Raw genomic sequence first — 510 nt, forward strand, 5'->3', positions numbered from 1 at the left:
TAATTAACCCTCAAATCATCATAATTAACCCTCAAATCATCATAATTAACCCTCAAATCATCAATGGATACTAACGGCTCATTCAAATCACGATAGAAAATGAAAGGGTTATTGTGATAGATCGTGTCGTTTTCTAAAATCGTTTTAAAAAAATCTAGGATTTTTTTAAAACTCAAATTTTGGTAAAAGTAAGCTTTCCCATCAAGGGTGTTTAAAGGGTTTTCATAGAGCATGTCTAAATAAGCGTTTGGGTGCGTGTGCAAGTATCTCACGTAATCAATCGCTTCATCAAAGTTTTTAAAATCATGGACATTCACAAAACTCTTAGGGTTAAAATCTTTCGCCACGCTAGGACTCCCCCAATAAATAGGGATGGTATGGCTGAAATAAGCGTCAATGATTTTTTCAGTAACATAGCCATAGCCTTGCGAGTTTTCAAAACACAGATTGAATTTGTATTGGCTTAAAAACTCGCTCTTGTTTTTGACATTATAGCCTAAAGTGTTTTTC

General features: G+C 34.1%; 1 protein-coding gene. It reads right to left on the bottom strand.

From position 1 onward, the window contains the following. Positions 1 to 510, bottom strand: a 510-nt coding sequence (locus tag EWZ81_RS03310; protein WP_240146740.1) for a glycosyltransferase family 10 domain-containing protein, incomplete at both ends; no start/stop codon positions are given.

This window comes from Helicobacter pylori (assembly GCF_011140715.1).
In the GTDB taxonomy this organism is placed as follows: Bacteria; Campylobacterota; Campylobacteria; order Campylobacterales; family Helicobacteraceae; genus Helicobacter; species Helicobacter pylori_DA.